Here is a 338-nt window from a genome sequence, read left to right as displayed (position 1 = left end):
ATCACCGTGAAGTCCTGCGTTTCCTTGACGAAGGCCGAGTGCGCGGTGCGGTGGAGCGTGTGGGCCATGTTCTCGGCCGCCGCGCGGGCATGGTTGGCCAGAACCTGAAGGTTTGTGCGGTCGAACAACGGCGTCACTCCGCGAAGGTCAGAAGAAGGTTGAGGTGGCGGTCGACCCGAGCCTGCGTTCCGGCGGGGATAGCGAAGGTCGTGTCTTCCTGCACCACCACGGCGGGCCCGAGGAACGTGCTGCCGGGCACCAAGGTCTCCCTGTCGTGGAGGTCGACGGTCTCGATGGCTCGGCCGGTGTAGACCGGGAGCCGGCGCGCCGGACTGGCC

2 protein-coding genes are annotated in these 338 nt (G+C 67.5%); both read right to left on the bottom strand.

What is annotated here, in order from left to right:
• The coding region (locus tag EN852_RS37260; RefSeq protein ID WP_135879795.1) for a hydantoinase B/oxoprolinase family protein at positions 1-128 on the bottom strand (128 nt) is incomplete at its 3' end.
• 5 nt (positions 129-133) lie between these two features.
• Positions 134-338: hypothetical protein (locus EN852_RS37255; protein WP_135879794.1), on the bottom strand; the 205-nt coding region annotated here is incomplete at its 5' end.

Origin of the sequence: Mesorhizobium sp. M2E.F.Ca.ET.209.01.1.1, from assembly GCF_004010375.2 — a bacterium.
In the GTDB taxonomy this organism is placed as follows: domain Bacteria; phylum Pseudomonadota; class Alphaproteobacteria; order Rhizobiales; family Rhizobiaceae; genus Mesorhizobium.
The sequence above is the reverse complement of the archived record's forward strand: the minus strand, read 5'-3'. Positions and strand labels throughout refer to the sequence as shown.